The sequence below is a fragment of the Ochrobactrum sp. C6C9 genome, from assembly GCF_022627935.1.
In the GTDB taxonomy this organism is placed as follows: Bacteria; Pseudomonadota; Alphaproteobacteria; order Rhizobiales; family Rhizobiaceae; genus Brucella; species Brucella teleogrylli.
This window is the reverse complement of record NZ_JABXGB010000091.1, coordinates 1-1075: the sequence shown is the minus strand read 5'-3', so window position 1 is coordinate 1075 and position 1075 is coordinate 1. Positions and strand designations below refer to the sequence as shown.

Below are 1075 nucleotides of genomic sequence, written 5' to 3'. Positions count from 1 at the left end.
GACGTGAATGCGTCTGTTGACGGAACCGTGGCTAACTCTGGCTGGCGCATGACGTCAACAGTCGGCGGCGGTGGCACATCGGCCAGAATATCGGCTTACGCGCGCATCAACACAGGCGATACTTGGAAACAGGCTGGCTGGTTCATCAATGTCACCCCGACGGGTAGCCAGTTCATTGTTGTGTCCAACCAGTTTGCGATTGCCGATCCGAACAATAACGGCACATTCACCTATCCGTTCGTTGTGCAGAACGGGCAGGTCTACATTCAAAATGCCCGTCTCGGAACGCTGTATTTCGACGTGCTTCAGTCCAACAACGGCAAGTTCATCATGCGCGGCTATGACAACTTAGCCGATCTGCGGATATTCACATGACCCAGACATTTATCGGCTACAAACCGGGCGTTGGCCCGGTTTTGAAGTGCTTGAAGTATGACGCTGACGATCCGCTGACGCTGGCAAACACGGCATTTGACAGGTTCTTCTTCAATTCGGAGACACAGAACCTGTCTTATGTGTTCCCGACCAACCCGTTTTTCTATCGCTCGGCAGAGCTATCCACCCTCCCGGCGAGCTTCAACATCACCAATGATAGGGGCAATGTCGTTATTTCAGGTAGCAATATTGGCAGTACGGGCGACGCGTTTTTTAACGTCAATACGTTCTATAGAATAACTAATGCGTACCCCAATATGGGGTATGTTCCAATGTCTGAATTCAGGCAGGTTGATCTTCTGAGCAATCGAGTTGAATGCGGTGCTTTTCAAAGCTACTACGCGCTGGTCGGTTCGACAAACCATAACGTTGTCACAGCAAGACAGTTTTATACTGTCATGGGTAGGCTGGTTGGAACCACTAGCGGACAAACGACTTTCCCGACGGTCTACAATGGGATTATCAGCAATTCGCAGTCCGGTTTCGTTGGGATGGGCGAGTGGTTTGTTTGGAAACAGCAGTTAATCTATAACGACAATAGAAATCCGAACGCCATTTATCCGAGTGTATGGGACTTGCCCGCCGACGCATCGGCCATGCGGACTTATACATCTGCTCCGAACCTCCTGTCGCTGGAGGC

The 1075-nt window shown here is 50.9% G+C and carries 2 protein-coding genes; both read left to right on the top strand.

The window, feature by feature from the left end:
• On the top strand, nt 1–375 hold a 375-nt coding region (locus HWD97_RS24185; RefSeq protein WP_371835800.1), incomplete at its 5' end, for a DUF1983 domain-containing protein.
• Nucleotides 372–1075: hypothetical protein (locus HWD97_RS24180; RefSeq protein WP_371835799.1), on the top strand; the 704-nt coding region annotated here is incomplete at its 3' end. The genes HWD97_RS24185 and HWD97_RS24180, both read left to right, overlap by 4 nt.